The organism is Thalassotalea fusca, assembly GCF_053485835.1.
The window spans coordinates 29,754-51,984 of the sequence record NZ_JBQRUN010000020.1 but is presented as its reverse complement, the minus strand read 5'-3'; the positions used below and the strand labels follow the sequence as shown (position 1 = coordinate 51,984).

Annotated in this window: 21 protein-coding genes and 1 riboswitch; of the genes, 13 read left to right on the top strand and 8 right to left on the bottom strand. The window is 41.6% G+C overall.

Translation table 11 applies throughout. The annotated features are described in order from the left end of the window. Positions 1 to 126: 126 nt before the first annotated feature. From ACSLUK_RS17630 to ACSLUK_RS17580, 11 genes are all read left to right on the top strand, one after another. Entirely contained in the window at positions 127 to 528 is a 402-nt protein-coding gene (locus ACSLUK_RS17630) for a MerR family transcriptional regulator (RefSeq protein WP_448550109.1), read from the top strand. Between the two features lie 33 nt (positions 529 to 561). Then, positions 562 to 1,731 (top strand): isovaleryl-CoA dehydrogenase, encoded by a 1,170-nt coding sequence (locus ACSLUK_RS17625; RefSeq protein WP_448550108.1) that lies wholly within the window; start codon positions 562 to 564, stop codon positions 1,729 to 1,731. Positions 1,732 to 1,834: 103 nt separating this feature from the next. After that, positions 1,835 to 3,442, top strand: a complete 1,608-nt coding sequence (locus ACSLUK_RS17620; protein WP_448550107.1) for a carboxyl transferase domain-containing protein — start codon at positions 1,835 to 1,837, stop codon at positions 3,440 to 3,442. 9 nt (positions 3,443 to 3,451) lie between these two features. After that, positions 3,452 to 4,261: an enoyl-CoA hydratase/isomerase family protein gene (locus tag ACSLUK_RS17615; RefSeq protein WP_448550106.1), complete on the top strand. Its 810-nt coding sequence runs from the start codon at positions 3,452 to 3,454 to the stop codon at positions 4,259 to 4,261. Between the two features lie 9 nt (positions 4,262 to 4,270). After that, positions 4,271 to 6,280: an acetyl/propionyl/methylcrotonyl-CoA carboxylase subunit alpha gene (locus ACSLUK_RS17610; protein ID WP_448550105.1), complete on the top strand. Its 2,010-nt coding sequence runs from the start codon at positions 4,271 to 4,273 to the stop codon at positions 6,278 to 6,280. Further along, positions 6,281 to 7,186, top strand: coding sequence for a hydroxymethylglutaryl-CoA lyase (locus ACSLUK_RS17605; RefSeq protein WP_448550104.1), 906 nt, complete (start codon positions 6,281 to 6,283; stop codon positions 7,184 to 7,186). It begins immediately after the preceding gene. Positions 7,187 to 7,236: 50 nt separating this feature from the next. Further along, positions 7,237 to 7,935, top strand: coding sequence for a CoA transferase subunit A (locus ACSLUK_RS17600; RefSeq protein ID WP_448550103.1), 699 nt, complete (start codon positions 7,237 to 7,239; stop codon positions 7,933 to 7,935). 11 nt (positions 7,936 to 7,946) lie between these two features. Further along, positions 7,947 to 8,603, top strand: a complete 657-nt coding sequence (locus tag ACSLUK_RS17595; protein WP_448550102.1) for a 3-oxoacid CoA-transferase subunit B — start codon at positions 7,947 to 7,949, stop codon at positions 8,601 to 8,603. Between the two features lie 251 nt (positions 8,604 to 8,854). Next, positions 8,855 to 8,951, top strand: a riboswitch (cyclic di-GMP riboswitch). 62 nt (positions 8,952 to 9,013) lie between these two features. Next, a complete protein-coding gene (locus ACSLUK_RS17590; RefSeq protein ID WP_448550101.1) occupies positions 9,014 to 9,373 on the top strand; it encodes a DUF3718 domain-containing protein in 360 nt (119 codons plus the stop codon). 175 nt (positions 9,374 to 9,548) lie between these two features. Next, a complete protein-coding gene (locus ACSLUK_RS17585) occupies positions 9,549 to 10,700 on the top strand; it encodes a patatin-like phospholipase family protein (protein WP_448550100.1) in 1,152 nt (383 codons plus the stop codon). Between the two features lie 85 nt (positions 10,701 to 10,785). Beyond that, the gene (locus ACSLUK_RS17580) at positions 10,786 to 11,133 is read left to right on the top strand and encodes a DUF1428 domain-containing protein (RefSeq protein WP_448550099.1); all 348 of its coding nucleotides are present in this window, start codon (positions 10,786 to 10,788) and stop codon (positions 11,131 to 11,133) included. A gap of 81 nt (positions 11,134 to 11,214) precedes the next feature. Here ACSLUK_RS17580 and ACSLUK_RS17575 read toward each other — a convergent pair whose 3' ends face one another. After that, complete coding sequence (locus tag ACSLUK_RS17575; RefSeq protein ID WP_448550098.1) at positions 11,215 to 11,673, bottom strand: RidA family protein; 459 nt, start codon at positions 11,671 to 11,673, stop codon at positions 11,215 to 11,217. Between the two features lie 107 nt (positions 11,674 to 11,780). Continuing rightward, positions 11,781 to 12,545 (bottom strand): substrate-binding periplasmic protein, encoded by a 765-nt coding sequence (locus ACSLUK_RS17570; RefSeq protein WP_448550097.1) that lies wholly within the window; start codon positions 12,543 to 12,545, stop codon positions 11,781 to 11,783. Positions 12,546 to 12,809: 264 nt separating this feature from the next. Between ACSLUK_RS17570 and ACSLUK_RS17565 the strand changes: the two genes are divergently transcribed. After that, positions 12,810 to 13,475 (top strand): substrate-binding periplasmic protein, encoded by a 666-nt coding sequence (locus ACSLUK_RS17565; protein ID WP_448550096.1) that lies wholly within the window; start codon positions 12,810 to 12,812, stop codon positions 13,473 to 13,475. 37 nt (positions 13,476 to 13,512) lie between these two features. Here ACSLUK_RS17565 and ACSLUK_RS17560 read toward each other — a convergent pair whose 3' ends face one another. Further along, on the bottom strand, positions 13,513 to 13,671 hold the full coding sequence (locus tag ACSLUK_RS17560) for a hypothetical protein (protein ID WP_448550095.1): 159 nt from the start codon (positions 13,669 to 13,671) through the stop codon (positions 13,513 to 13,515). Positions 13,672 to 13,979: 308 nt separating this feature from the next. Next, positions 13,980 to 15,947: a monovalent cation:proton antiporter family protein gene (locus ACSLUK_RS17555; protein ID WP_448550094.1), complete on the bottom strand. Its 1,968-nt coding sequence runs from the start codon at positions 15,945 to 15,947 to the stop codon at positions 13,980 to 13,982. A gap of 254 nt (positions 15,948 to 16,201) precedes the next feature. On the opposite strand from ACSLUK_RS17555, the gene ACSLUK_RS17550 reads away from it, so the two are divergent. Beyond that, positions 16,202 to 17,092 (top strand): GGDEF domain-containing protein, encoded by an 891-nt coding sequence (locus ACSLUK_RS17550; protein WP_448550093.1) that lies wholly within the window; start codon positions 16,202 to 16,204, stop codon positions 17,090 to 17,092. Between the two features lie 17 nt (positions 17,093 to 17,109). Here ACSLUK_RS17550 and ACSLUK_RS17545 read toward each other — a convergent pair whose 3' ends face one another. The 4 genes from ACSLUK_RS17545 to pntB form a co-directional block, all read right to left on the bottom strand. Beyond that, positions 17,110 to 17,754, bottom strand: a complete 645-nt coding sequence (locus tag ACSLUK_RS17545) for a hypothetical protein (RefSeq protein ID WP_448550092.1) — start codon at positions 17,752 to 17,754, stop codon at positions 17,110 to 17,112. 47 nt (positions 17,755 to 17,801) lie between these two features. Further along, positions 17,802 to 19,109 (bottom strand): DEAD/DEAH box helicase, encoded by a 1,308-nt coding sequence (locus tag ACSLUK_RS17540; RefSeq protein WP_448550091.1) that lies wholly within the window; start codon positions 19,107 to 19,109, stop codon positions 17,802 to 17,804. 110 nt (positions 19,110 to 19,219) lie between these two features. Next, complete coding sequence (locus ACSLUK_RS17535; protein ID WP_448550118.1) at positions 19,220 to 20,623, bottom strand: alanine/glycine:cation symporter family protein; 1,404 nt, start codon at positions 20,621 to 20,623, stop codon at positions 19,220 to 19,222. A 191-nt stretch (positions 20,624 to 20,814) separates the two neighbouring features. After that, positions 20,815 to 22,230: a Re/Si-specific NAD(P)(+) transhydrogenase subunit beta gene (gene pntB, locus ACSLUK_RS17530; RefSeq protein ID WP_448550090.1), complete on the bottom strand. Its 1,416-nt coding sequence runs from the start codon at positions 22,228 to 22,230 to the stop codon at positions 20,815 to 20,817. Position 22,231 lies beyond the last annotated feature (1 nt).

Genomic DNA, 22,231 nt, shown 5'->3' with positions numbered 1-22,231 from the left:
TAGCAGTACATTCAAACAAGTTAAAAGTGGCACAAATACGAACTTTGTAAAGCGATAAACACAACACTTTACGTTTACGTAAACTTACGTTATTGTTAGGAGAGTATATAAAGATGCGAGTAGTAAATGAAATCAGAAAAAAACATCACTTTCTCTATCGGTGACTTGGCGAAAGAATTCGATATTACCACACGTAGTATTCGATTCTATGAAGATCAGGGGCTCATATTCCCTACTCGAAATGGGCAAACACGAATTTATAACCAAAGAGACAGAGTTCGACTAAAGTTAATTCTACGAGGTAAACGCTTAGGCTTTTCCCTTGCAGAAACTGGACGGCTGTTCGAGCTATACGATGCTGATAATTCAAGCGCAACTCAACTTGAAACAATCATGACTTTAGTGACGCAAAAACGTGAAGATTTGCAACAACAGATGGAAGACATCAAAGCCGTCATGATTGAACTCGACAACCTTGAAGAAAACTGTCGAGATATTTTAACGAATTTACAAAAACAGAACGACTAACAAGCGTTATACGAACATTTAATAGGACACATTATGATTTCGCGTTTTTCATCATTAAACTTTAATTTAGGCGAAACGGTCGACATGATCAGAGATCAGGTTAACGCTTTCGCCAGAGACGAAATTGCACCTCGCGCAGAACAAATCGATATTGATAACGAATTTCCAAATGATCTATGGCGCAAATTTGGCGACATGGGTCTACTTGGTATGACAGTACCAGAAGAGTTTGGTGGTAGCGGCTTAGGCTATATGGAACACGTGATAGCAATGGAAGAGATCAGCCGTGCATCAGCTTCTGTTGGACTAAGCTATGGCGCGCACTCAAACTTATGTGTCAACCAAATTGCTCGAAATGGTAATCAAGCACAAAAAGAAAAATACTTACCGAAGCTTTGTTCAGGTGAACACATTGGCGCATTGGCAATGAGTGAACCAAATGCTGGTTCTGATGTTGTTAGTATGAAGATTCGTGCTGACAAGAAAGGTGACAAATACGTACTTAACGGTAACAAAATGTGGATCACCAATGGTCCTGACGCTAATACCTATGTGATCTACGCTAAAACAGACATCAATGCAGGTTCAAAAGGTATTACCGCATTTATCGTTGAACGCGACTTCCCGGGCTTTAGCCGCCATCAAAAATTAGACAAGTTAGGCATGCGTGGTTCTAACACCTGTGAATTGGTATTTGAAGATTGTGAAGTACCAGAAGAAAACGTGCTTGGTGAAGTCGGTCGCGGTGTTGCCGTATTAATGAGCGGCTTAGACTATGAACGAGTAGTACTTTCAGGTGGCCCTCTAGGTATTATGACGGCTTGTATGGACAATGTTGTACCGTATATCCACGATCGTAAGCAATTTGGTCAATCCATTGGTGAATTCCAACTAATCCAAGGTAAAGTAGCAGACATGTATACGCAAATGAACGCAGCACGTTCGTATGTATACAATGTTGCTCAAGCATGTGATCGTAAAGAAACAACACGTAAAGATGCAGCCGGTGTCATTCTTTATAGCGCAGAGCTTGCGACTAAAATGGCACTAGATGCAATTCAAATCTTAGGTGGCAATGGTTACATCAACGAATTCCCAACAGGCCGTTTATTAAGAGATGCGAAATTATATGAAATTGGCGCAGGTACGTCTGAAATCAGACGTATGCTAATTGGTCGTGAATTATTTAACGAATCTAAATAATCAACAGAACCAATCTACTCGCCTGACAAGTCCACCTTGTCAGGCGTTTATATAATAAAGCAATTAGTTTTTGTGAAGCACACATAATTATTAAGGTACTCCCGTGGCGAAAATAGTTTCAAAAATAAATACTCGCAGCCCAGAGTTTATAGAAAATGCAGCACACATGCAGAAACAAGTCGATGATTTAAATGAAAAGTTATTGACTATCAAACAAGGCGGCGGTGAAAAGAGCCGAGAGCGTCATTTATCCAGAGGCAAGTTACTCCCTCGTGACCGTGTTAATGCCCTACTAGACCCTGGCTCACCGTTTTTAGAACTATCACAACTCGCTGCATACGATGTTTACCCTGACGATGTACCAGCCGCAGGTATTATTACCGGTATTGGCCGCGTTGGTGGACAAGAGTGTGTCATTGTAGCTAACGATGCCACAGTAAAAGGTGGTACTTATTATCCACTAACGGTTAAAAAACATTTGCGTGCACAAACCATCGCACAAGAAAATAACTTGCCATGTGTTTATTTGGTTGATTCTGGCGGCGCAAACTTGCCAAACCAAGACGACGTTTTTCCCGACAAAGAACATTTTGGTCGTATTTTCTTTAATCAGGCGAACATGTCGGCTCGAAATATACCGCAAATTGCGGTTGTAATGGGCTCATGTACCGCGGGTGGTGCATACGTACCAGCGATGGCTGATGAGTCAATCATTGTTAAAGAGCAAGGAACCATTTTCTTAGCCGGACCTCCTCTAGTTAAAGCAGCAACTGGCGAAGTGGTAAGTGCTGAAGATTTGGGTGGTGCAGATGTACATTGCCGCACATCTGGCGTTGCTGACCATTATGCACAAAATGATCACCACGCGCTTGAAATTGCACGAAACGCTGTAAAAAATCTAAACCGTGTAAAACCAATCTCTGTCAGTATTGAACCTGTTGAAGCCCCAGCGTATGACACCAGAGAGATTTACGGTGTTATTCCAAAAGACGCACGTCAACCATTTGATATACGTGAAGTAATTGCTCGTATTGTTGACGGCAGTGAATTTGATGAATTTAAGGCACTTTACGGTACCACTCTCGTGTGTGGTTTCGCACGCATCTTTGGCTACCCAGTTGGCATTGTCGCCAATAACGGCATACTTTTCGGTGAGTCTGCGCAAAAAGGTGCACATTTTATCGAACTATGTGCTCAACGAAAGATCCCACTGGTATTTTTACAAAACATTACTGGCTTTATGGTTGGTCAGCAATATGAGGCTGGTGGTATCGCCAAGCACGGCGCCAAAATGGTAACAGCTGTAGCTACTGCTAATGTACCTAAATTTACCGTATTGATTGGCGGCAGTTTTGGTGCCGGTAACTATGGTATGTGTGGTCGCGCATACGACCCACGCTTTTTATTCATGTGGCCTAACGCACGTATTTCAGTCATGGGCGGAGAACAGGCAGCCGGTGTATTAGCACAAGTTAAAACCGATCAAATGGCTAAGCGCGGTGAGTCATGGACCGCAGAAGAAGAGCAAGCCTTTAAACAACCAATCATCGATACTTATGAGCATCAGGGTCATCCATATTATGCGTCTGCAAGATTATGGGATGACGGCGTTATTGATCCTGCCGAAACACGAACTGTGTTAGGCATGGCGATTTCTGCGTCGCTAAATAAGCCAATTGAAGATACCAAATTCGGCATATTCAGAATGTAAGGATTAATGATGAGCGAAAAGACTAATTCTGTATTATTTGACGTCAACGAGCGTGGCGTAGCAACAGTTACACTAAACAAACCTGAAAAACATAATGCGTTTGACGATCAGGTTATCGCCGAGTTAACACATATCTTTCACGAAATAGCGGAACGCCACGACATTAAAGTTATGGTGCTGGCTTCAAACGGCAAAAGCTTTTCAGCAGGCGCGGATCTCGGTTGGATGAAGCGAATGGCTGAATACAGCTACGAAGAAAATTTAAAAGATGCTAATGGTTTAGCACACATGTTAAAAGCCCTTAATTTTCTTCCTCAACCCACCATTGCTAAAGTTCAAGGTGCTGCTTTTGGTGGTGCTGTAGGTCTAGCGGCATGCTGCGACATAGTTATTGCGTCAAACAAAGCTTCGTTTTGTTTGAGTGAAGTTAAGCTTGGGCTTATCCCTGCGACAATTGGCCCATACGTTGTCAATGCAATCGGGCAAAAAGCAGCACGCCGTTACTTCATTACGGCTGAACGGTTTTTTGCAGAAAAAGCAGCCTCTCTTGGTTTAGTCGATGAAGTAGTAGAAATTGAGGCACTTGACGAACAAGTCGAGCAAATGATCGCTATTTTGTTAGCCAATGGACCAGAAGCGACTAAACAAGCGAAAAAACTCGCACTCGACGTTGCTTTTCAAGACGTAGATGAAGAACTAATAAGCATAACTAGTGAACGTATTGCATCAATTCGCGTTTCCGATGAGGGCCAAGAAGGTCTCACCGCATTTTTTGAAAAACGTCAGCCAGCTTGGCAACAAGCAACGAATAAAGAGTAGGATAAGAATATGTTTACAAAAATACTCATTGCAAACCGCGGCGAAATCGCTTGCCGTGTTATCAAAACTGCCCGAGAAATGGGCATTTCTACCGTTGCTGTTTATTCAGATGCAGACAAAGACTCCCTTCATGTACACATGGCTGATGAGGCGGTGTACATTGGCGCTTCCCCTTCAAAAGAAAGTTACCTTGTTATTGACAAAGTCATTCAAGCTGCAATAAAAACGGGTGCGCAGGCAATTCATCCAGGCTACGGTTTTCTTTCGGAAAATGCCGAATTTTGCCGTCGCTGTAAAGAAGAAAAAATTGTCTTTATTGGGCCTCCGGTTAACGCAATCGAAGCGATGGGCTCAAAGTCAGCTGCTAAGACAATCATGGAAAAAGCGAATGTACCGTTGGTACCCGGTTACCATGGTGACGATCAGCAAGAGTCAACGCTTAAAAAAGCGGCTGACGACATGGGCTATCCAGTGTTGTTAAAAGCCACCGCTGGCGGTGGTGGTAAAGGAATGCGTCAAGTATGGTCAAGTGAAGAATTTAGTGCTGAGCTAGCGGCGGCAAAGCGTGAAGCGCTTTCTTCATTCGGTGACGATACGATGCTGGTAGAGAAATACCTTACCCAACCTCGTCACGTAGAAATTCAAGTTTTTTGTGATAACCATCAAAATGCTGTTTACTTGTTTGAACGTGATTGTTCGGTTCAACGCCGCCATCAAAAAGTTATTGAAGAAGCCCCTGCTCCAGGTATGAGCGATGAATTGCGCGCCAAAATGGGTGAAGCTGCGATAAAATCTGCTCAGGCAATAGGCTACCAAGGCGCAGGTACCGTAGAGTTCCTACTTGATGTTGACGGTTCCTTCTACTTCATGGAAATGAATACACGCCTACAAGTAGAACACCCGGTAACGGAATTAATCAGTGGACAAGATCTCGTTGAATGGCAGTTACGCGTTGCCGCTGGCGAAAAGCTCCCAAAACGCCAAGACGAATTGAAGATTAATGGTCACGCGTTTGAAGCACGCATCTATGCGGAAGACACCGCGAATGACTTTTTACCAGCAACTGGCAAACTCGCGTTTCTTCAACCACCACTTGAAAGTGAGCATGTTCGTGTAGATACAGGTGTTCGACAAGGTGATGAAGTCAGTGTTTTCTATGATCCAATGATTGCCAAACTTATCGTTTGGGATGAAAACCGTGAACGTGCGTTAAAACGACTTGCTAAAGCATTAACGGAATATCGTATTAATGGCGTAACGACTAACATCGACTTTCTGTACAACCTAGCCACTGCGCAACCTTTTGTAGAAGCTGACTTAGATACAGGTTTTATCGAAAAACATCGTGACTTGATTTTCCATGAAAACGACATTGCGCTAAAAGATGAGTTGCCAATGGCCGCGCTCTATTTAGTATTAGCACTTGAGCGAAAATCACAAGAAAATGCCGCTTTATGCAGTGACCCCTATTCGCCATGGCACTCAACCAACGCTTGGCGTTTAAATGAACCACACGTACAAATTCTGAATTTGTCACACAATGATGAAGTGCATCAGGTAAGTGTTGAACAAAAACGTCAGGGAACAGATAGCTTTTACATGATTAAAGTTAATGGTGAGCGTGTTGACTGCCAAGGCCGAATTGATGGCGAAACACTCTATTTCAATATTAATGGTTACCGCAGTAGTGCGACTATTGTACAAAACGGTCAACAAATTAGTTTGTACCGTGCAAATGGCGTGTTTAACTTTACTCATATTTTGCCTGATTTTGGTGATTCTGACGACCAAGGGCACGACAATGGCCTAGTGGCGCCAATGAACGGCACTATGGTGAGTGTATTAGTAAGCAAAGGCAATACAGTCACTAAAGATCAACCCTTGGTTATCATGGAAGCAATGAAGATGGAACATACCATCAAGGCCCCTGCTGACGGTGTGATTGAAGAAGTATTCTACCAAGCGGGTGACATGGTTGATGGCGGTAGCGAATTACTTTCGTTTACGGAGAGCGAATAAATGGCATTACCAGACAAAGTAAAAATCGTTGAAGTGGGTCCACGTGACGGCTTACAAAACGAAAAAACACCGTTAACCATTGAAGAGAAAATAGAGCTAATCAATCGCTTGTCTTCTACAGGTTTAAACTACATTGAATCAGGTAGTTTTGTATCGCCTAAGTGGGTGCCACAAATGGCAAGCTCTGGCGAAGTGTTTGAAGGTATAGATCGCAAGGCCGGAATCACATACGCGGCACTGACGCCAAATATGAAAGGATTTGAAGGTGCAATTGCTGCCAACGTTAGTGAGGTAGCTATTTTCGGTGCAGCTTCAGAAGCCTTTTCTCAGAAAAACATTAACTGTTCTATCGATGAAAGCATAGCAAGGTTCGCACCGATAATGGATGCCGCAAAATCTGCTGGTGTCAAAGTGAGGGGGTATGTCTCATGCGTTGTCGGTTGCCCTTATGACGGTGATATCGCGCCTGAGAAAGTTGCTGAAGTCGCTGAAAAACTCTTCGCGATGGGTTGTTACGAAATTTCTCTGGGTGACACAATTGGCGTTGGTACAGTTGCTAGCGTAAACAAGATGTTACATGCAGTGAGCGCACGTGTTCCTAAAGAAAATCTCGCCGTACATTTTCACGATACCTACGGGCAGGCGTTAACGAACATTTACAGTGCTCTTCAACACGGGATTTCTGTGATCGACAGTGCCGTTGCTGGTTTAGGCGGATGCCCTTATGCTAAGGGCGCCTCTGGTAACGTAGCAACAGAAGATGTTGTCTATTTATTAAATGGTTTAGGCATTCATACGGGCGTTGATCTAGACAAACTGCTAGACGCAGGTTGGTTTATAAGCGACAAACTCAATCGCGCACCAGTATCAAAAGTGTCGAATGCATTTCGAGCAAAATTATCATAAGAAGGCAGTAAGAATAGCCTTATAAACATTGAAGAATGTAGGAGAATAAAATGGCTGGATTCGACAAAGTTGTATCGAGTTATGAAGAAGCAATGGCCGGTTTGGAAGATAACATGACAGTTATTTCAGGCGGGTTTGGTTTGTGTGGTATTCCAGAGAACCTCATTGCAGAGATAAAGCGCAAACAAACTAAAGGATTAACCGTTGTATCAAACAACTGTGGTGTAGATGATTTTGGATTGGGTATTTTACTGCCTGATCGTCAAATCAAAAAGATCATTGCTTCTTATGTCGGTGAAAACGCTGAATTTGAGCGTCAAATGATGAGCGGTGAATTGGAAGTTGAATTAACACCTCAAGGCACACTGGCCGAAAAAATGCGCGCTGGTGGTGCAGGTATTCCAGCATTCTTTACAGCAACGGGATACGGAACTTTAGTTGCCGAAGGCAAAGAAGAACGTGAGTTTGACGGTCGTAAATATATTCTAGAACCATCAATTACTGGCGATTTTGCTATTGTAAAAGCGTGGAAAGCCGACCGTTTTGGTAACCTCGTTTATCGTAAAACCGCACGTAACTTCAATCCGATGGCTGCCACTGCTGGTAAAATTACGGTAGTTGAAGTAGAAGAAATCGTTGAACCAGGAGAACTAGATCCTGATCAAATTCATACGCCAGGTATTTACGTTGATCGTCTTATCCAAGGCACTTTCGAAAAACGCATAGAACAAAGAACAATTCGTTCGTAAGGAGGTTACCAATGGCTTTATCAAGAGAACAACTTGCGCAGCGTGTAGCACAAGAGCTACAAGACGGATATTACGTCAACTTAGGCATTGGCATTCCGACGTTAGTAGCTAACTATGTGCCACAAGGTATGGAAGTTATGCTGCAGTCTGAAAATGGCCTATTAGGTATGGGAGAATTCCCAACAGAAGAGACCATAGACGCAGATCTTATTAACGCTGGTAAACAAACAGTTACTATGGCCACAGGCGCTTCTATTTTTGATTCCGCGGAATCATTTGCCATGATCAGAGGCGGACACGTCGACTTAACAGTACTTGGTGCTTTTGAAGTAGACGTTCATGGTAATATCGCTTCCTATATGATTCCGGGAAAGCTTATCAAAGGTATGGGCGGCGCCATGGACCTAGTTGCTGGTGCAGACAATATTATTGTGACAATGACGCATGCGTCTAAACATGGCGAATCAAAGTTGCTCAGCAATTGTACTTTACCACTTACAGGAAAAGGTTGTATTAAGAAAGTACTGACTGACCTAGCCTTTATCGAAATTAAAGACGGTAAATTCCATTTACTAGAGCGTGCTCCTGGCGTTTCAGTGGAAGAAATAGTTAAGCTTACTGAAGGTGAGCTTGTTGTGCCTGATGTTGTACCAGAAATGCAATTTTAGTGAATAATCTTCTGTCATTAGCAAAAATGCTAATGACAGAAATCAGTTAAAATTACAAAGTATTGACAAATCAGTTAGTTAATATTGATAAGTTAACAACAATTCCTCGCTAATTTCTGCAATTTAATATTTTACCCACCTACCATACTCTGTTGATATTTAAGTAAAATAAAATAACCTGCCTTCATAGAAAATAGATAAAATGTCCATACCCTTGCATTTAACATGGTAATTTCGCATACTAGAGTTCGACAAAGAAAAGGCAAAGTACGCGAAAACGTACGACGCAAAACCACCGGTCTAAGGTTTAAACATATTATGTTGGACTATGACAGCGGAGTTACCGAGTTAATAGGTACGTCCTGTGGTTTTTTCTTTTTTTAACTAATTTAAGATTTAAGGTTATTAAAATGAAAAAATTATTATTAGCATCTACCCTTACAGTTTTGACATTGACGTCATCCGTTTATACACCGAAAGCAGAAGCAAGTAACATTGCGCAAAGCGTATGTGAATATGTAGCTGCCGACGATAAAAAACGTATGCGTACATTTTTGAAAACGAATAAACTGAAAATTCGTAAGATTTTTAAGAGTATTCAATGTAATGGGCAGAACTTACTGGAGTTTGCATCAGCAAGAGGTTCAAACGAAACGGGTACTTTAATCATAGGTAAATTACCTAAGAAAGTAGTTTCAGAAAATCTTGCGCTAATCCAGTCTGGATCGCAACCTTTGATAGAAGCTGCCAACGCACGCGTGAGTAGCTAAACATTATTAACAGGTAGACGTTAATATTAATGTTTTACAAGTTAATAATTCTTCTGTCTTTAAAAAACCAGCATTTATGCTGGTTTTTTTTTGCCACAAAATCACAAGTAGTGAAACTTACATTTTTTGATTACAATGTAACTAAGTATAAAATCTAATAAAAACCCACCAGTGAATGACAAGAAAACGTAATAACACTCATGCAAGCAATGCACTAGTACTTACTGGAGGGGGCGCACGTGCCGCTTATCAAGTTGGGGTATTATCGGCGATAGCTAAATTTATGCCTCGCCATCATGCTACACCGTTTCCTATCATCTGCGGTACATCGGCTGGTGCCATCAATAGTACTGCCTTGGCATGTTATGCATCGTGTTTTCATTTAGGCGTTAAAAAGCTAGAGTGGGTGTGGAAAAACCTTAAAACCCATCATGTATATCATAGCGACACTATGCGAGTTTTCGGTCACATTGGCCGTGGTATGTTGGCAAGTTTTCAGGCAGATTACGCGAATAGAAAATCGAGAAGTCTCCTAAACAACGAGCCATTACGACGACTACTTAATGACGTCATAGATTACAATCGAATTGACAACAATATTATTAAAGGCTATTTAGACGCTGTTTCAGTTACCGCATCAAGTTATAGTAGCGGGAATTCCATTAGCTTTTATCAGTCCAAAAGCTCGATCTCTCCGTGGTTTCGCGCAAAAAGACGCGGCCAGCCTAGCCAACTGACAAATGAACACCTGTTAGCATCGGCAGCTATTCCGCTCGTGTTTCCTTCCGTAAAAATCCAACGGGAACATTTAGGTGATGGTTCTATCCACCAGCTGTCGCCATTAAGTCCGGCTATTCATCTTGGTGGTAGAAAGCTATTCATCGTGGGTGTCGAACAACCAAAAGAGCCATTACATGCGCGAGAAAACAACCCTCACCCTCCGACGGCTTCAACAGTAGCTGGTCACTTACTTGATGGTATATTTTCTGATACTTTACAAAGTGATTTAGAACGGATGCATCGCATTAACCAAACGTTAGAGCAGCTGCCTACCGATTATAAGAAAAGCCATGAAGGGCTCAAAAGGATAGATTCATTCTTGATTAACCCTAGCCATGATTTCAATGCAATGGCGGTAGAATACTTTAATGACCTTCCCATACCGATTAAAGTCTTACTTCGTACTTTCGGAATAACAAACGATTCCGAAAGTAGTATTATTAGCTACCTACTATTTGAAAAAAACTATTGTAAACAGCTCATTAAGCTCGGGTTTGAAGATGCAATGGCAAGAGAATCAGCAATTAGAAAGTTTATCGAGCTTTAAGAAGAGTTATTACCAAACTTACCTCAATTACACTCGTTTTGGTTTTGGGCTATGATTAAATGAACTTAAACACAAGGGGAAATATATGGAATTTATAGAAGGATTTGTACTTGCAGTGCCAACAGCCAATAAATCTGAATACATTCAACATGCAAAAGATTCAGCGCAAGTGTTTAAGGATCATGGCGCATTAAGATTAATAGAATGCTGGGGCGAAGATGTCCCCGAAGGTAAAGTCACTTCGTTTCCTATGGCCGTAAAATGCAAAGATGATGAGACTGTTGTGTTTTCTTGGATAGTCTGGCCTAGTCGTGACATTCGTGATGCTGGTATGCAGAAAGTGATGGAGGATCCTAGACTCACTGATGTTCCTATGCCGTTTGATGGTAGTCGTATGATTTTCGGCGGCTTTCAGATGGTCGTTGATGAATAGACGGCAATTAATCATTTATTGAGCTTCTTGAAATTAAAATACTGCGTTTAATTTTAGTAAAGTTCAACTGGGCGAGTTCGATTACGCCGAACTCGCAATACACTCCACTTCAACTTTAGCACCTAGCGCTAACCCATTCGCACCAAACGCACTTCTCGCGGGGTAAGGTTGTTCAAAATAACTAATATAAACTTCATTAAACGCCTGCCACTCGCTAATATCTGCAAGCATAACGGTGCACTTTACCAGATATCCCATTGACATACCGTGCGCGGCGAGTGTTGATTTAATGTTATTCATCGTTTGCTTTGCTTCCGCTCGAATACCACCCGTGACCAATTTCCCTGTAGTCTTATCCACACCAATTTCTCCAGACAAGAAAACAAGTTCCCCTACTCTCACAGCTTGAGAAAATGGCAGATTACTACTTTTGTGGTGATTATCATTCAAGAATTCAACGTGTTTATCTTGGTAAGCACTGCAAGGCCAAGATGACATGTTAAACGCTATGATGAAGTAAACGAACTGAACAAACCTCATAATGTACTCCCTGTTTTGTTAATTTTATTGCTTTAGTTAATTAATAACACAAAGTGTGCTGCACTTTATATTCATGACGCCTATATGTTCATGACGTCTTTTTGTCCTTAATTGCTGTTATGGGAATTTGCACGGCCAAGTTTCATCAATATGTCATAACTATACCCGTATTTCTGATAAATTGACTCCATGGTTCCATCCAAGATCATTTGCTTTATTGTCGTATCATACTGCTCAAGTACGGCCGATTTACTCTCATGAAAGACTAAAAAAGTGTATGTTGCATCGACGGAAGGGGTCAGCATTTTAAGGTTGACACCTAGCTTTTGGGCGATAATTGGTGTACTAAAAATATCACCCAAAATGTAATCGTATCGATTTAAGAGTAACTTGCTTATCATTTGTTCATCTGTCGTTGCAAAGTCCCTTATCCAACCGTCAAATTGCAAGACTCTTTCGGTATAATCGTAACCTCGAACCATTCCCACTCTTTTGCCCGTTATGTTTTGCCAACTAAACCGACTTGCCTCATAGTGTTCACGGACAAACATGACCAATGGATATACGCCGGTAGGATACTTTCCGAAGATGAATGGATTTAGAGCAGCATTATCAATCATCGCATCAAACTGCGTCCCTTGCTTCACCGCGGCCTTGCATCGCTCCCAAGGTAATACTTTAGCAGTAAACTTTAATCCCATGCGCTCAAAAGCTTCTTGGTAAACGTCGAAAGAAATGCCCCTAACGATAGTATCCTGCTTAGCAAAAGTAAAAGGCGGCCACTCTACGCCGCAAAACTTCAGTTCATCTGCAGCCAAACATGAAGAAATCAAAACAATGACCAGTATTATACTAAAGTAGCTTCTTTGCATTAGCACTCCTTTATTACACTAATCATCAGTATATACAAAATCGAACACGATAAATTCTGATATGCACAAGACTTTTGCGAATGTTCCTAGCAAAGTGCATTGACCAGACAAATGATCTTCAATAAATTTTCGCGCCATTTATTATGTTCACTTATAATTTCTAGTAAAGTCTAACGGGTCTCACTATTGATTAAGAATATTCCGCTTTGCCTTTTAGTATTGTTATTGTTTTCAGTAAATGTCCGAGCAAACACGCCGATAAATATGGCAGTCTACATAGAGCCACCATACGCTGATGTGTCAAATGGCCAATATGTTGGTGTAAACATTGAAATTGTAACGCTCATTGCGCAAAGGCTTAACAGACAGGTTAATTTTACAGAGTGTCCTTTCATTCGCTGCATGTCCTTAATGCGCACTGGTACGGTAGACCTAATTGTTGGTATTAAAAAAGACAAGGAACGCGCAAAATATGTAAGTTATTTGGACGAACCATACAATGTCCAATATTTCCCGTTAAATTTTTATTTACTTAAAGACTCGAATCACAACATCAAACAATATGACGATTTAAAGAATTTACGCATAGGAACAATACGTGGCGCTTTGTATTTTGAGCGATTTGACCGTGATAACGAGTTACTAAAAACAACGGTAACTACATATGAGCAATTAATTAAACTATTAATGAGAAAACGCATAGACACGTTTATCGAGCGAGAAGAATCTATTACTCCCTGGGTAAAAAGTGACGTTTACAACCAACGGTTTAAAAAAGCAGAATACCAGTACAGTAAAGCCGTCGGCTCATATATAGCGGTTTCAAAGAAGTCGCCGCTTATTAAAAAGATCGCTCAAATCAACGAGATCCAAAATCAGCTAATTCAAACAGGTGCAATAAACCAGATATTTTTGCATTGGTCCAATTAGCGCTAGCTGAAATTCGGTTCTCTGTTGTTAATTGATGCTAAATTGTACTTGATTCACACATTTTTTTATTACGAAGTCCCGTCATTAACAACGGTCGTTCTAAATCAACCGCTTTAACTTTTGAAACAACATCACCCGTCTCAACTTCCTGAATCCATATCGATATCGTATTTTTATCAATCTTTCTGTTCAACATATAACTTTTATCAGGCAGGAGATTTATGTCAAATTTCACATATGCTTCTTTAGTACCATTTTTAACGGAGGTTTTATTAGTGAGGGCTTTGACCCAAAGAACGTGTTCACCGGCAAAATATTGTCTAGGTTCAAACCAGTCGGTAGGCTTCTTGCGATAACATAACAGGTAGACGTATTCTCGATCTATTCCCTTGTCTCGCTTAAAATTTTCGAACCTAAAATGACCTTCCTTAATCTCACTTTTGAAGGGAAGTAGACTACAGCTAACAAGTAATGCAGCGTTAAGTGCAACAAAAAGACGCGTTATTAATCTCCTTCGTGTATATAACGCTCTGCTCTTTCTACACGACGAGGCTTACCACGCAAAATTAGCGTATCTTGAGCACGCAAAATAGTATTTTCATCCGGTTCTTCATGTTCTTCCCCATTACGCTTAATACTCACGATAGAGACACGACGATTGCCTAATTGCAACGATCGAATAGAACGTCCTGTAGCAAATGAATCATCCGTTAGTAAAATAGCATGTGCAAACTCTATTCGCTCTATAGCTTCAGGCCCCATATCGGTATGCTCGCCCTGAAAAAAACCATGCAAATGACTGTAGTGACTTTTTCTTTCCTTTTGCACCCTTCTATATATGCGTGAAAAAGGTACACCAGTTAATGACAATACTTGAGACACAAGCATTAAACTTCCTTCTAAGCTTTCGGGTACAACCTGGTCAGCCCCCGCTTTTTGTAACGCTGCAAGTTGGTCATCGTTACGAGTCCTTACTAGAATAGGCACATCAGGCGACATCGAACGCACTTTCTGAATAACTTCTATCGATTGTTTATCTTCACCAAACGCAATAACAACTAAACGCGCTTTATTGATATGAGCGGCATGCAAAAGTTCTGCTTGCCGAGATGAGCCAAATAGTACATTTTCGCCCGCTTCTCTCGCTTTTGAAGCCCTTAAAGGATCAATATCTATCGCAATGTAATCAATTGCTTCTTGTTTAAGAAATCTACTAACTGTTTGACCAATACGTCCGAAACCACAAATAATGACATGGTTTTCAAACGACCGCTCCTGGGGTAATTGTTCAAGTGATGAGGTATCAATTACCTGGTCTTTGCTCAATGCAAGGCCCCAATCTCTAGCTCTATCAACCATAAATGGTGTAACAGCCATACTTAAAACCCCAGCGCCTAGGATCATCGAGGCCACGTCAGATGGCAAGATGTTAGATTGTGACGCCAAAGCGATTAATACGAAACCAAACTCCCCCATTTGCGCTAACATGAAGCCAGAGGCCCAAGCATCTTTCTTGCGTTCACCTGCTCTAACGGCCAACATTTGGATCAACAGAACTTTGACCGCCATAAAGCTAATCAATAGGAGCAACATTTTAAATGGCGAACTTAACAATACGCCCACATCCATTTTCATGCCAACAGTGACAAAAAATAACCCCAGTAAAATATCACGATAAGGTCTAATATCAGCCTCGAGTTGATGCTTATACTGACTTTCTCCAAGCATCATTCCCGCAAGAAAAGCGCCCAACGCCATTGAAAGACCAAAAGACTGAGTTAACGCAGACGCGACCAATGTCACAAGCAATGTTGTAAGAACAAACAATTCATCTGTTCTCACCTGTGCTACTAAGTTGAATAATCTGGGCAATAGCCATTTGCCAAAAGACAGCAGTAAGCCAACAACAAGAACACCTTTTACCAAGGCGATGAGTAACGCTGTCGCCATTGAAGTTTCTGAATCTTGCGCCAGCATAGGGATTACAATCAGTAAAGGAACAACGGCGACATCTTGAAACAGCAGAATCGCAACGGATATCTGGCCCGATTTTCGTTTCATCGCACCACTTTCGCTTAGCTGCCTTATTACAATAGCAGTCGATGACAACGCTAAAATTCCGCCAATAACAATAGCCGCCTGCAATGTCTGCCCCAATAGCAATGCAATACCAGAAAAAACCACCATTGACAGCACCACTTGCAAGCAACCAACGGCAAACACCAAGTGCCGCATTGCTAGCAACTTAGGCAGTGAAAATTCTAATCCAAGCGTGAAAAGTAAGAAAACAATACCGAGTTCAGCAAAATGCTCGTAATCAACATGTTCTTGAGCAAGCGCGAGCCCATGTTCGCCAACAAACATGCCGGCAACTAAGTAGGCAAGAATTGCCGGAAGGTTTAGTTTTCTAAATAGCCAAACAATGATTACCGCACTCGATAATATGGCCAATACTTCAATATGCGCAGTCACTTTATCCCTAATACATTAATTATCTTGATAAAAATATCACACTAATAACTATGCCTGCTAATCCCACTCTTGTCTAAAATATTCATGAAGAATTATGAATTTCTTTGCCTGTCATTTTTTTGGCTACGCCCGCATTTATCGGGCATAGCCAAGTATTTAACCAAATCAAATAGTTATCTACAGCCTTTATAAAACACAAATTTCGGCACAGCTATTGCATCAATAGCTCCGAGCCAAGCAAGACAGGTATACATATGCAGACACTTAATTTAATCGAAACTCCTTCAAGCGAATTTAACGCATTTCGTTTGTATGAAAAAAGTACGACGCAAGTTGAGCAACGTAAGTTATCGCTTATGGAGCGCTTGCAATCATGCCTAACGCTAGAAAGCATTTTGGATACTTTTGCAACGGAGATTGCTGATTTAATTGACGTGTCAGGCATTACATTTAAAAAAGGGACAATAATTACCTCTTCAAGCCATTTCAAATCAGGCCGAAAAGAACGCCTTTTTGAACTTAAGCTTAACAATCGTTTTTTAGGTACCCTAACATACAGCTTGAACAAGCCGATGAGCTTAAAAAGTCATGCGGTATTACAATCACTGCACGACTACTTGCTTCACCCTATCAATAACGCCTTGCGCTACCAAGAGGCATTAACATTAGCGCTACAGGACGGGTTAACTGAACTGGGTAATCGCAGATCATTTGATCAACAAATCAAGCGTGCTATTCATTCAGCAAATCGTCACTTAACTAAAGTTGGCCTAATGGTATGCGATTTAGATAGATTCAAAGAGATTAACGATACCTACGGACATAAGATTGGCGACTTAGTGCTAACGCATTTCGCCCTAGCATTGCAGTCAAGTATTCGTGATTCCGACAGTTGTTTTCGCTTTGGTGGTGATGAATTTGCTATCATCGTTGAAAATGCCAGCGAAAATAGCCTGGTTATTATTGAAAACCGTTTAAAATTAGCAATTGCACAAGATCCATTACTAGCAAAATATAATGTATCTTCGAGTATTGGTGCTACGTTCATGAAAAGAGATGATTCGGAACATACATTATTTGACCGAGCAGATACGGTACTTTACCAAAGAAAGCTAGAGCGTAACCGACAGCTTAGTATTGTTTAGAGCGTGTTGGACAATATTCAACTTTCTTGCTTTAACGCTTTGAGCGCCAACGTGCGCTCATCTGGCGTAGCATCTATCAATAAACGGCAAAACCTGACCGCTTGTGAAAACTTTTCGGCGCCAATGGTTGCCACTGTTTGCCGTAAGAAATGCTTTGAAAGATAAAACGCATTTGCATAATGCTCAATAGCGTCATTAATCGTTGGATAAACGACACCATCAAATACGAAGTTGGGCATGGTGTCTGGCGGTGACAAGGTGATCCCTGCAATAACAACTGACCAACCGCGAAAGTTTACTCTATCTCGAGCAACTTCGTACATGAACCACGCACTACGCTGAAATGATTCAAAATTCCCGCCTTCGAATTGACTATTTGCCAATTCTTCAGGCGTCCAATTGACGCCAATAGCTAAATCCTTGCGATACACTCTGAGCAATTGCTGTTTAACATATTGCGCCACACCCCAGATATCATCAGCTTCTGCTTTATATGCAAACGTATGACATTCTCGACAACTAGGTACGGCAAGCTCGCCGTGAACGCATTGGACAATTAAATGTTGGTCATGAGGCATACAAAATTCTGTAGACTTTGGTTCGCCGCAAAACCAACAAAGATTGCGATAGTTAAATGGGCTTTCAATTAACTGGTAAGCCACTAGCTACAATTTCCTTAGTATTTAAAAGTAATTGTTCCATCACGCATCTATTTACGCTTTCCTTTTGCTTTTACTTTTTTGGTCTTTTTAACTTGCCCCGATTTCGCGCTGCTAGACTTATTACCAGCAGCTCGCTTCTTCGCTAAAGCTTGATTTTTCTCTTGTATAGTTCGATAACGATTCTTGGATGTTTTTGTTGTTTCGGCATTCTGTTTGGCATCCGCCTGCGGATCAAACTCATACCCAGGCACAGTAACATAATCAAAACGTCGACCAATCAATGCTTCAATATTACCTAAGAACTTTTCATCTTTAGGGCTAACTAAAGACACTGCGGTACCAGATTTACCAGCACGCCCCGTTCTCCCGATACGGTGCACGTAATCTTCGGCTAAAAAAGGTAAATGGAAATTTACAACGTATTGCAAATCTTCAATATCTAAACCTCGTGCCGCTACATCAGTGGCTACCAGGACACGCACTTTACCTTCAGCAAAATCAGCTAACGCTTTATTTCTAGCACCTTGTGATTTATCACCGTGACAAAGTGCCGCTTTTATACCATCTAATTTTAATTCCTTAGCGAGAATATTAGCGCTCTCTTTGGTGCCTGCAAAAACCAACACTTGCTGCCAATTATTTACGCCTATAAGCTCTGACAAAAGTTCACGTTTGCGTGATTCACTTACACGATAGACAAGCTGTTTTACCTTCCCAGAGGTCGCGTTTTGTTTTGCAACTTCAACTGTTCTAGGGGTATGCAATACTTGTTTGGCCAATCCTTTCACTTTGTTTGAATATGTCGCCGAAAACATCAGGGTTTGGTGTTGGTGTTTAATCGTAGAAAAAATACGTTCAATATCATTGAGAAAGCCCATATCCAACATACGATCAGCTTCATCTAACACCACAGTTCTTACTTGAGAAAGGTTCACATGTTGTAACGTCATATGCTCTAACAACCTACCAGGGGTAGCAACTAGAATATTGACGCCTTGGCGCAACATTTTAGTTTGGCCTGGCATATTCACACCACCGTAAATAACCCCGCTTGTTAATGACGTAAACTGAGTAAATTGTGTTATGTTTTCTGCAACTTGCTGCGCCAGCTCACGGGTGGGAGTTAAAATTAACGTACTAAATAGATTGCTATCATTTTTTCTCAGTAACTTATCAATTAAAGGCAACATGAACGCAGCAGTTTTCCCCGTCCCTGTTTGTGCGCTTGCAAGTAGGTCTTCCCCTTTCTTAATGATTGGCATTGCTCGCTGCTGGATAGGCGTCAGCTGCTTGTAGCCCATCGATTTTACTGCTTCTAATAGTGGCTGAGATAATCCTGCCGCATCTACACTCATGTTGAGACCCTTTAATTTATTTGGGCGCGATTATAGCGAGAATTACATTCGCACTAAATCAAAATTTAGCGATATGAGCGAACAAACACACAAAATAACGCTTTTTTTGACTATTTATCCCAAATACCTGGGGTTAATCCCAATTTTTCTCGCTCAACGTTACTCACGCTATACTCCGGAATTTTTCCAGCGACTTGCTGAGTTTGATAGTCTCGCGCAATGTTGACAACGACCTTGCTGAGCAAAAACAACGCTGTGACATTCACGACTGTCATTAATCCTGTCGACAGATCTGCTAATGCAATAACTTGAGGCAAAGTCGCCACTGAACCAAACAGTAAGGCCACTAAAAAGCCTACACGTAAAAACAAATGCCCAGCCTTTCCATCTAAATTCAGATATTTTAGGTTCGTGTCTGCATAAGCAAAATTGGCAACAATTGACGTGAAAGCAAATAACATGATCGCCAATGAAACGAAAATACTTCCCCAATCCCCCACTTGTGCAACCATCGCTTGTTGCGTCAGTTGAATCCCTTGAATTTCGCCCGTTAATTGTGGAGAAAGCAGTATTAAGAATGCTGTACAAGAACAAATGACAATAGTATCGAAAAATACCGCTATCATCTGAATAAATCCCTGTGATGCTGGGTGATTTGGATTTGGTGTTGCCGCAGCTGCAACATTTGGCGCACTTCCCATGCCAGCTTCATTAGAATACAGTCCCCGCTTAACGCCTTGTACAATCGCTGCACCGACTACGCCTCCTGCAGCCTCTTTAAGGCCTAGCGCTGAAAATACGATATCTTGAACGATCGCGGGAATCGCCTGAATATTCATAGCAATAACAATTAGACAAACAACGAAATACGAGATCCCCATAAAAGGAACGGTAAGTTCGGCAAAGCGTGCAATTTTGCGCAGTCCGCCAAAAATAATGATACCTGCCAGTATAGTAATAATCACCCCCGTGTATATCGGCGCAATACCAAATGAGCCATGAAACGCGTCGGTGATAGAATTAGCCTGAACAGAACTAAAGACAAAGCCATAACCAAAGAACAAACAAAGCGAGAATGTAACCGCGAGAAACTTACTGTTCAGCCCTTTACGCATATAATAAGCGGGCCCGCCTCTAAACTGCCCTTGCTCATCTCGCTCTTTGTATAACTGCCCTAGCGCACTTTCCGCAAAAGCTGTCGCCATACCAACAAAAGCAATTACCCACATCCAAAATACCGCACCGGCTCCACCTAGCGAGATGGCTACTGCAACCCCCATCAGGTTTCCAGTTCCTACCCTTGCTGCTAGCGATGTACATAGCGCCTGAAATGATGAAATGCCTTGGCTACTTTCTTGGCGACTATTTCGGAGCAAAGCAAACATATGCCCAAATTTAAATAGTTGAAGCGCTCTTAAACGAAAGGTAAACCAGATACCACATCCCGTAAGCAAGTAAATGAGTATATCGCCCCATAAATAGCCGTTAATTAGGCCAACCCATTGTTCTATCAACATACACCTCTAAGGAATTTAAAATCTGAAACGCTTTACGAAATACTAACCTATTGATTACTCAATATGAAAATAACCAATTACTCACATACTGAGCAATTGGTTATTAATATAGATAACACTAACTAGTTAACACCAACTAGTTAACACCAACTAGTTAACACCAACTAGTTAACACCAACTAGTTAACGCTATTCATCGTGCACTAATTCAACTAGCACTGCTTCAATTGAAGATTTTGCATCACCAAATAGCATGCAACTATTGTCTTTGAAAAATAGAGGATTTTGCACACCAGCATAGCCAGTGCTCATCGAACGTTTGAATACAACAACCTGTTTGGCATTCCAAACTTCAAGCACAGGCATGCCTGCAATTGGACTCTTAGGGTCTTCGCTTGCTGCTGGGTTTACCGTGTCATTTGCACCGATAACTAACACAACATCAGTGTCTGAGAAATCATCGTTGATTTCTTCCATCCCCAATACAATGTCATATGGCACTTTTGCTTCGGCAAGCAGCACGTTCATATGCCCAGGCAAACGCCCGGCTACAGGGTGAATACCAAAACGTACATTAACGCCCAGTGATTTTAACTTCTCGGTTAATTCTCGAACAGGATACTGAGCCTGCGCGACAGCCATACCATAACCCGGTGTTATAATGACGTTCTTAGCGTTTTTCAACATGTCAGCCACGTCAGCAGCATGTACCTCTACATGTGTTCCGTAGTCCTTATCGTTATCTACTTCGACCTCTGTACCAAAGCCGCCAGCTATAACACTGATGAATGAACGATTCATCGCTTTACACATGATATAAGATAAAATCGCACCAGATGAGCCAACCAATGCGCCTGTGATAATCAACAAATCATTACTCAACATAAAACCCGCCGCAGCCGCAGCCCAACCTGAATATGAGTTAAGCATAGAAACCACCACCGGCATATCAGCACCACCGATAGAGGCCACTAAATGCCAGCCAAATAGTAATGCTAGTACAGTCATAATCACGATGGCAAACATCACACCGTTAGATTGCACAAAATAGATCATTAACAAAATTGAAATCAGGCACACACTGGCATTGAGTTGATGACGGTGGGGCAGCATTAATGCTGCGGAATTTAGCTTTCCACTTAATTTACCAAATGCAACGACAGACCCCGTAAACGTGACGGCGCCGATAAATACGCCAAGAAAGATCTCTGTCAAATGAATAGCTACAAGCGTATCACTAACGGGATGAAATCCACCGAGAGAATGGGCATTCATTTCAAGTAAACTATTGTAACCGACGAAAACCGCGGCCAAGCCAACAAAGCTGTGCAAAATAGCAACAAGTTCTGGCATTTGCGTCATTTCAACGCGCTTGGCCAATCGGATGCCAACAAAACCACCTATGACCATCATCGCCATTATCAATGGAACGTTTGCAATTCTATGATCGAGCAAAGTGGCAACCAGTGCGATCGTCATACCTATAATGCCAAACCAGTTTCCTCGCTGTGCACTTTCTTGCTTACTTAACCCAGACAAACTGAAAACGAATAATAATGCAGCAACTAAATAAGCGCCGTTTAACACGCCAGAATAAGTTTCCATA

Coding starts and splice junctions, on each gene's coding strand:
- ACSLUK_RS17630 (WP_448550109.1), top strand. CDS start 127: ATGAAATCAGAAAAAAACATCACTTTCTCTATCGGTGACTTGGCGAAA.
- ACSLUK_RS17625 (WP_448550108.1), top strand. CDS start 562: ATGATTTCGCGTTTTTCATCATTAAACTTTAATTTAGGCGAAACGGTC.
- ACSLUK_RS17615 (WP_448550106.1), top strand. CDS start 3,452: ATGAGCGAAAAGACTAATTCTGTATTATTTGACGTCAACGAGCGTGGC.
- ACSLUK_RS17610 (WP_448550105.1), top strand. CDS start 4,271: ATGTTTACAAAAATACTCATTGCAAACCGCGGCGAAATCGCTTGCCGT.
- ACSLUK_RS17605 (WP_448550104.1), top strand. CDS start 6,281: ATGGCATTACCAGACAAAGTAAAAATCGTTGAAGTGGGTCCACGTGAC.
- ACSLUK_RS17600 (WP_448550103.1), top strand. CDS start 7,237: ATGGCTGGATTCGACAAAGTTGTATCGAGTTATGAAGAAGCAATGGCC.
- ACSLUK_RS17595 (WP_448550102.1), top strand. CDS start 7,947: ATGGCTTTATCAAGAGAACAACTTGCGCAGCGTGTAGCACAAGAGCTA.
- ACSLUK_RS17590 (WP_448550101.1), top strand. CDS start 9,014: ATGAAAAAATTATTATTAGCATCTACCCTTACAGTTTTGACATTGACG.
- ACSLUK_RS17585 (WP_448550100.1), top strand. CDS start 9,549: ATGACAAGAAAACGTAATAACACTCATGCAAGCAATGCACTAGTACTT.
- ACSLUK_RS17580 (WP_448550099.1), top strand. CDS start 10,786: ATGGAATTTATAGAAGGATTTGTACTTGCAGTGCCAACAGCCAATAAA.
- ACSLUK_RS17575 (WP_448550098.1), bottom strand. CDS start 11,673: ATGAGGTTTGTTCAGTTCGTTTACTTCATCATAGCGTTTAACATGTCA.
- ACSLUK_RS17570 (WP_448550097.1), bottom strand. CDS start 12,545: ATGCAAAGAAGCTACTTTAGTATAATACTGGTCATTGTTTTGATTTCT.
- ACSLUK_RS17565 (WP_448550096.1), top strand. CDS start 12,810: ATGGCAGTCTACATAGAGCCACCATACGCTGATGTGTCAAATGGCCAA.
- ACSLUK_RS17560 (WP_448550095.1), bottom strand. CDS start 13,671: ATGTTGAACAGAAAGATTGATAAAAATACGATATCGATATGGATTCAG.
- ACSLUK_RS17550 (WP_448550093.1), top strand. CDS start 16,202: ATGCAGACACTTAATTTAATCGAAACTCCTTCAAGCGAATTTAACGCA.
- ACSLUK_RS17540 (WP_448550091.1), bottom strand. CDS start 19,109: ATGAGTGTAGATGCGGCAGGATTATCTCAGCCACTATTAGAAGCAGTA.
- pntB (WP_448550090.1), bottom strand. CDS start 22,230: ATGGAAACTTATTCTGGCGTGTTAAACGGCGCTTATTTAGTTGCTGCA.